This is a genomic window from Candidatus Methylomirabilota bacterium, from assembly GCA_036005065.1.
Lineage (GTDB): Bacteria > Methylomirabilota > Methylomirabilia > Rokubacteriales > DASRDR01 > DASYQW01.
In genome coordinates this window covers 1-7,322 of sequence record DASYQW010000125.1, presented here as the reverse complement: position 1 = coordinate 7,322, position 7,322 = coordinate 1, and the positions used below count along the sequence as shown (strand labels likewise).

The window sequence follows — 7,322 nt, the reverse complement described above, 5'->3', positions numbered from 1 at the left end:
CTCCGGTGACCGGGCGGGGGGCTTGGGCTCGAGCGGTGACTGCGTCGAGCACCGGGAGCCCCGCGGCGACCGTGACGGCGAGCCCGATCCACATCCATCGCGTCCGCCGATGCTCTCTCATGTCGCTCCTCCTTCGGTCTTGGGCGACGACGCGTCGACCTTCGCCACGCCGCCGGGGAAGCGAGCGAGACCCTTCTGGAATGTGGCTCGCTCGTCGGGGGTGAGGATGAGCTGGCTGTCGGCCATCGGATGCCCTCCCTCGAAGCTGGAGATGTGGCACGACGGTAAGCCGACGGGGGGAGGGACGTCAACCCATTACCGGATCCACTCGAACCCTGGCGCGCTCAGCCGCGACAGATCAAGATGTCTGGCTCCGAGCCGTCGCCGAGCACGAGCTGCTGCCCGGAACCCGCCGGGCCCGCATTCTGCCCGAGCACGGGTCACACCTGCCCCGTCGGTGCCCACCGTCGCTGCGCTATCCTAGAAGCCGCCGTGTACCTCGATTGTCGGCTGTGGGCCTTCACCGCGGGCGTGCGCCTCCGCATTGCCGCCGCCGTGCTGGTCGGGATCCTGGCCGTCGCCGCCGGCATCGCCCGCCTCGGGCTTCTCGGGTGGCTCCTCGCCCGCGTCCTCGGCGGCGCGCCGCTCGATCGGGTCATGGGTCTCGCCGCGCTCGTCACCGGGATCATCGTTCTCCGGGGCGCGCTCGAGTATGTCCGGAGCATGGTGGCCCATGGGACAGCGGCCCGTGTCCAGGCGAGGCTGCGCGAGAGGCTCTACGACCACGTGACCCGGCTGGGGCCGGCCTCCCTCGGCGGCGAGCGCACCGGCGACATCGTGCTCTCCATGGTGGAGGGCATCCAGCAGCTGGAGATCTACTTTGGCCAGTACCTCCCCCAGCTCGTCGTCGCGGCCCTCACGCCCCTCCTCATCTTCGCCTTCGTGGCCTTCGTCGATCTGCCCATCGCCCTCACGCTCCTGGTGGCCGCGCTGGTGACCCTCGTCGCCCCCGCCGCCTGGCACCGGCACGACAGCCGGCGGAGCGCGGCGCGGCAGCAGGCCTACGCCGCCTTCGCCGCCGAGTATCTCGACGCGATCCAGGGCCTCGGAACCCTGAAGGCCTTCGGCCAGAGCCGGGCTCGAGCCGCGCTCCTTCAGATTCGGGCCCACGAGCTTTTCCGTCGCACGATGAGTGTTCTCGGCACCAACACGCTGGCCCGCGGGATCACGGATACCGGCATGGCCGTCGGCGCCGCGGTCGCGCTCGGCTGGGGCGCCTACCGCGTCCGGACCGGCGAGATGACCCTCGAGGCCCTGCTCGTCGTCCTGATGCTCGGGGTCGAAGTGTTTCGCCCGCTCCGCGAGCTCCGGGTGCTCCTCCACAGCGGCATGCTCGGCCGCGCCGCCGCCGAGGGCATTCTCCGCCTGCTGGCCGCCCGCCCGCTCGTGCTCGACCCGCCCCGTCCCGTGGTCGACCCTGCGGCGCTCGCGCCAACGGTGGCCTTCGAGGCCGTGTCGTTTGCCTATCCGGGTGGCCGGCGCCCGGCTCTCGCCGACCTGAGCTTTGCGGTCGAGGCCGGCACGCGGGTCGGGATCGTGGGCCCGAGCGGGGCCGGGAAGTCCACGATCGCGCGCCTCCTTCTCCGCTTCTACGACCCGCAGAAGGGTCGCGTCCTCGTCGGCGGCCACGACGCGCGGGCCCTCACCCTGGACCAGCTCCGGAGCCAGATCGCCGTCGTGAACCAGGACACCTACCTGTTCCACGGGACCGTCGAGGAGAACCTCCGGATGGGCAGACGGGAGGCGACGGCCGCCGAGCTCGAGGCCGCCGCCCGGGCCGCGAACGCCCACGAGTTCATCACGCGACTGCCGCAGGGCTACCGGACGGTCGTCGGGGAGCGAGGCGTTCGCCTGTCGGAGGGACAGCGGCAGCGGGTCGCCATCGCGCGTGCGCTCCTGCGCGACGCGCCGATCCTCATCCTCGACGAAGCCCTGTCGTCAGTGGACGCCGAGAGCGAGGTCATCATCCAGGAGGCGCTCGAGCGGCTGATGGTCGACCGCACCACGCTGATCATCGCCCACCGTCTCTCGAGCGTCGTCGGGGCCGACCGCATCCTCGTGCTCGAGGGCGGCCGGATCGTCGAGTCGGGCAGGCACGCGGAGCTCATGGCGCACCGCGGGGCCTACGTCCGGCTGATGGGCAGGCAGGCCATGGATGGGGCAGGCCGCGGCGACCGCTTCCCCGCCCCGTCCTCGCCGGATCCGGGTCCTGCGCTCCTCGACGCGCCCCCTGTCGAGCTGCCCTCCGAGCCGGAGACGGGCGTGCTCCGGGCCGAAGGGTCCGGCTGGGCCACGGTCCTCCGCACCCTGCTCGGCTTGAGCCGCGGGCACCGTGGCCAGCTCGCCGTCACATTCGGCCTGGGGGTGGCGCGTGTCGGGGCGCTGATCGGTGTCGGTGTCGTCAGCGCCTTGACCGTGCTCGCCGTCAAGCGGGGCGAACCGCTCGGGGGCTGGCTCTTCCTCCTGGGCCTCGTCGCGCCGCTGGCCGGGATCCTGCACTGGCTCGAGTCCTGGCTCGCCCACGACGTCGCCTATCGGCTCCTCGCCGACATGCGCATCACGTTCTTCGAGAAGCTCGACGCGCTGGCGCCCGCCTACCTGGTGCGTCGGCGGAGCGGGGACCTCGTCGGGGTCGCCACGCACGATATCGAGCTGATCGAGTATTTCTTCGCCCACACGATCACGCCGGCGGGCGTCGCGGTGCTGGTCCCCACCGCCGTCCTGGCCACCGTGGCGGTCTATGGCTGGCCGATGGCGATGGTTCTCGTGCCGTGGCTCGTCTACGCCGGCCTGAGCCCGATCCTCGGCCGCCGCCGGATCGACCGGCTCGGCGCGCGCGCCCGCGAAGCCTCCGGCGAGCTCAACGCCCACGCCGTCGACACCGTGCAGGGCCTGGCCGAGATTCTCGCATTCCAGCAGGTCCGCCCGCGCGGCGCGGAGCTCGCGGCTCGCGCCGAGGCCTATGTCCGCGCCCGGATGCCCTTCCTGCGCGACCTCACGCGGGACGCGGCCCTCCAGGAGGTCGCGACGGGGCTCGGTGGCCTGGCGGTGGCGACCGTCGGCGCCCTCCTGGCCGCCGGAGGCCGACTCGACGGGGCGATCCTGCCCATGCTCACGCTCCTCGCGATGTCCGCCTTCGTGCCGGTGTGGGAGATCGCGCAGGTCGGCCGGCAGCTGGCCGACACGCTCGCCGCCACGCGCCGCGTGCACGCCGTGCAGGCGGAGCCTGTTCCGGTGACGGATGGCCCCGGCGTCGCACCGGGCGTGCTGGCGGGAAATCCCGCCCTCGAGATGGCCGGCGTGACGTTCCGCTACCCGGGCCGGCCTCGGCCCGCGCTCCTCGACGTCTCCTTCGCGGTCCCGGCCGGCACCACGCTCGCCCTGGTAGGCCCGTCCGGGGCCGGAAAGACGACCGTCGCCCACCTCCTCCTCCGGTTCTGGGACCCGTCGGCCGGCGCGGTCCGCCTCCAGGGGCGCGATCTCCGCGCGCACCGCCTCGACGATCTCCGCCGCCGGATCGCCCTGGTCGCCCAGGATACCTACCTCTTCAACGACACGCTGCGGGCGAATATCCGTCTGGCCCAGCCCGATGCGAGCGAGGGCGCGATCCTCGAGGCCGTCCGACACGCGGCCCTCGACGAGCTGGTGGCCACCCTTCCCGACGGCCTCGAGACGGTGGTCGGGGAGCGCGGGGCCCAGCTCTCGGGTGGGCAGCGGCAGCGGGTCGCCATCGCGCGCGCCTTCCTCAAGAGCGCGCCGGTGCTGATCCTGGACGAGGCGACCTCGCACCTCGACGCGGTGAACGAGCAGGCCGTGCAGGAGGCCCTCGAGCGACTCGCGCGCGGGCGGACGACCGTGGTCATCGCCCACCGCCTCTCGACCGTGCGCGCCGCTGACCAGATCGTCGTGCTGGACGAAGGGCGCGTCATCGAGACGGGGACTCACGACACACTGCTCTGGCGCGGCGGCTTCTACGCTCGACTCGTCTCCCGCCAGCTCGGGGTCGGCGTCTGATCGCCCCGGCGGGGCACCTCGACGGCTCGCGCGGAAAGGTGCCGCTCCATCGCTATCTCCAGCTGTCGTGGTGCCGCTCCCATCTGCCGTACCCGTGTCCGTGGCCCCAGTGCCGCCCGTGTTCATGTCCGTAACCCACCGGCACGAGGATGCAGCCCGACAGGGCGGTCGTGACGAGCGTGAGGAGAATCGCCAGGGTCACCATCCCCCGTGGGAGCCTGGGCCTGGGCGGCATGATCGGTGTCGCGGCCTTGCGCTGTCTCATTGACCTTCCCCCTTCTGCTTGTCTTGGGACGGGCATGGGCGCGGTGATATTCTTCGCCGTGCCGGGCGAGACGGTTAGTGCCTTGACACGCCTCCGGCTCCGCCCTCAATCTTAGAAATTGGTCCGGCTCCAGATGAGTGACCGCCGCGTCCCTTCGATGACGGCCTTCGCGACCGCATCGCCCCGGAGGGCACCTCGCCGAGCCCCTCCATGACGAGAGCCCGCGTCACGCGCTTCCCGGCCGGCCGCCACCTCTCACCATGGCGGCTCGGCGGGCTTTCGGTTCGCGACCTCGGCCGGCGGCTCTACCGTCGAATCGGGGAGGACGAGATCCCCGTGCGAGCGGCAGCCCTGTCGTACTGGTTTCTGTTTTCGCTGTTCCCCGCGTTCCTGGTCCTGACGGCCGTGGTCGGCCTGTTCCCCGGATCGCACCTCATCGGCCGCCTGCTGCGCTATCTCGACCAGGTCTTGCCGCCGGACGCGGCGTCGCTCCTGCGAGAGACAGTCCGAGAGGTCGTGCGTGGCGCCCATGGCGGTCTGCTTTCGGTTGGGGCCGTCATCGCGTTATGGTCGGCCTCGAGCGGCATGGCGTCTGTGATGGCCGCTCTGAACATCGTCTACGACATCGAGGACCCGCGCCCCTGGTGGCAGCGGCGGCTGCTCGCCGTCATCCTCACCGCGGGATTTGCACTCTTCACGGTGACCGCCCTGCTCCTGATGGTGTTTGGCCCGCAGATCGGCGAGCGAGTGGCCGCCCGGATCGGACTGGGGTCACTGTTCACGGCGGTCTGGAGCGTGGTGAGTTGGCCTGTCCTCATGGCGCTGGTCCTGACCGGAGTCGCGCTCGTCTATCATTTCGCCCCGGCCGCCGGGCAGCGGTGGCGGTGGATCACGCCAGGCTCGGTCGTGGCGCTGGCCGTCTGGCTCGGGGCCTCACTCGCGCTCCGGCTGTATGTGAGCCAGGTGGCCGACTACAACGCGACGTACGGCTCGATTGGCGGCGTCATCCTGTTGCTGCTGTGGTTCTACGTGACGGCCTTGGTGCTCCTCCTCGGAGCCGAGGTCAATGCCGAGATCGAGGGAGCCGCGGCCGACCGTGGTCACCCCGAGGCCAATGCCTCGGGCAAGTTGCGCTCGGTGAAGGTTTCCCGCTCCGGAGGCCGCGTGGATCGGCGCACCGCGACGTGACCGGAGGCGTTTGATGTGGAGGGTGGGGAGGTGGCATGAGACTGGCACTGGGTGCCGTTAGGACTGGAGGCCGGATGGCGCTGACGTGGAAGGTCGTGCGGAGTACCTATGCCACGCTCGCGGCGGACCTGAACACCCTGGCCCAGGACGACTTCGACGTCTATCAGATCCTCCTGGAGAAGGAGGACCTCTACACCGTGATCGCCCACAAGGTGACACCGAGCGGATCGGCCCGGACCTCGGCGCGCGAAGCCGTCCGGCGGGCCGGCGACCGGGCGAAGCGTCGGATGGGAGGGTACGCGAAGCGGACGTGATCGGGCGATCCGGATGACTGACGAACGGCGAAGCGACGGGAGGCGGCATGACCCCGACTGACCGACCGGGCCCTCTGCACGGGCTCACGGTGCTGGACCTGACCGAGCACATGGCCGGCCCGTTCTGCACCATGATTCTGGCCGACATGGGCGCCGACGTGCTCAAGGTCGAGCGACCCGGAACGGGGGACTCCTCGCGGAAGATGGGCGACGGGAGCGAGCGGAACGCCTATTTCCGGTACATCAACCGGAACAAGAGGAGCATGACCCTCGATTACAAGAAGCCCCGGGGCCGGGAGATCTTCTTCCAGCTGGTGGCGCGGGTGGACGTCCTGGTGGAGAATTACCGCCCGAGTGTGATGGAGCGGGCCGGCCTCGGCTACGACGTGCTGATCCGCGAGAACCCGCGGCTCATCTACGCCCAGCTCTCCGGCTTCGGGTACGACGGCCCCTATCGCGACAAGGGTGGATTCGACCTGATCGCCCAGGGCCTGGGCGGGATCATGCACGTGACCGGGGAGCCGCACGGGCCGCCGACCTCGGTGGGTCTCCCCATCTGCGATCTGGGGACGGGGATGTGGGCGGTCCAGGGCATTCTGAGCGCCCTCTACGAGCGGGGCCGGACGGGGCGGGGCCAGCGGGTGGAGTGCTCGCTCCTGGAGACGGCGCTCGGCTTCGGCTCGTGGACGAGCGCCGGCTGGCTGGTCGACCATCGAGAGCCGACCCGACAGGGGTCACGGCATCGGCAGAACGCCCCGTACCAGCGGTTCGCGACCCAGGATGGCTACCTGATGATCGGGGCGGCGAGCCAGCCGATCTGGGAGCGGTGCGCGCGGGCGCTCGGGCATCCCGAGTGGACCGACGACGGGCGCTACGCCCGAGGCCCGGACCGCCTGGCGAATCGGGACGCGCTGGAGAAGGAGATGGAGGCCGTGCTGACGACGCGGCCGACCGCGCACTGGATCGCCGTCCTGGACGAAGCCGGGGTCCCCTGCGGTCCCGTGTACAGCTACGCCGAGCTCTTTGCCGATCCCCAGGTGCGTCATCGGGCGATGGTGGTCTCGGTCGAGGACCCGGAGCTGGGGGCGGTGCCTCACGTCCGGACGCCGGTGCGCCTGTCGGAGAGCCCGGTGGTCGTCCGCACCGTGGCCCCGACCCTCGGCCGCCACACCGATGAGGTGCTGACGATGCTCGGCCGGACGCGCGACGACATCGCCCAGCTTCGGCGCGATGGAGTGATCTGAGGGACCCGTATCACGACGCGGAAGGTCTCGGCGCTCTCGAGTCACGTCACCGTGCAGGGGACCCGCCGCCTCTATCAGGAGGGCCGGCTCGGCCGACTGTTGGCTCCCGACGACCTGCTGGCCCGGGTGCGGGACCGGGTCGCGGGGGAGCTCTGGGGAACGGTGATCTACTCGGGCACCCTGGAGCTCCTCGGCGGCGAGCTCTCCTGCGGAGAACGGTTCGAGGTGGAGCTCGTC

The 7,322-nt window shown here is 71.1% G+C and carries 7 protein-coding genes; 5 read left to right on the top strand and 2 right to left on the bottom strand.

From position 1 onward, the window contains the following. Window positions 1-117: 117 nt before the first annotated feature. The gene (locus VGW35_09085; protein ID HEV8307811.1) at window positions 118-246 is read right to left on the bottom strand and encodes a hypothetical protein; all 129 of its coding nucleotides are present in this window, start codon (window positions 244-246) and stop codon (window positions 118-120) included. 246 nt (window positions 247-492) lie between these two features. On the opposite strand from VGW35_09085, the gene VGW35_09080 reads away from it, so the two are divergent. Then, entirely contained in the window at window positions 493-4,074 is a 3,582-nt protein-coding gene (locus tag VGW35_09080; protein ID HEV8307810.1) for an ABC transporter ATP-binding protein, read from the top strand. Between the two features lie 52 nt (window positions 4,075-4,126). Here VGW35_09080 and VGW35_09075 read toward each other — a convergent pair whose 3' ends face one another. Then, window positions 4,127-4,339: a hypothetical protein gene (locus VGW35_09075; GenBank protein HEV8307809.1), complete on the bottom strand. Its 213-nt coding sequence runs from the start codon at window positions 4,337-4,339 to the stop codon at window positions 4,127-4,129. Window positions 4,340-4,549: 210 nt separating this feature from the next. Between VGW35_09075 and VGW35_09070 the strand changes: the two genes are divergently transcribed. The 4 genes from VGW35_09070 to VGW35_09055 form a co-directional block, all read left to right on the top strand. Next, window positions 4,550-5,527: a YihY/virulence factor BrkB family protein gene (locus VGW35_09070; GenBank protein HEV8307808.1), complete on the top strand. Its 978-nt coding sequence runs from the start codon at window positions 4,550-4,552 to the stop codon at window positions 5,525-5,527. Window positions 5,528-5,601: 74 nt separating this feature from the next. Then, window positions 5,602-5,841, top strand: coding sequence for a hypothetical protein (locus VGW35_09065; protein HEV8307807.1), 240 nt, complete (start codon window positions 5,602-5,604; stop codon window positions 5,839-5,841). A gap of 47 nt (window positions 5,842-5,888) precedes the next feature. Beyond that, a complete protein-coding gene (locus tag VGW35_09060; GenBank protein HEV8307806.1) occupies window positions 5,889-7,085 on the top strand; it encodes a CoA transferase in 1,197 nt (398 codons plus the stop codon). Between the two features lie 9 nt (window positions 7,086-7,094). After that, window positions 7,095-7,322 (top strand): DUF2848 family protein (locus VGW35_09055; protein ID HEV8307805.1); only part of this gene is annotated, 228 nt, incomplete at its 3' end.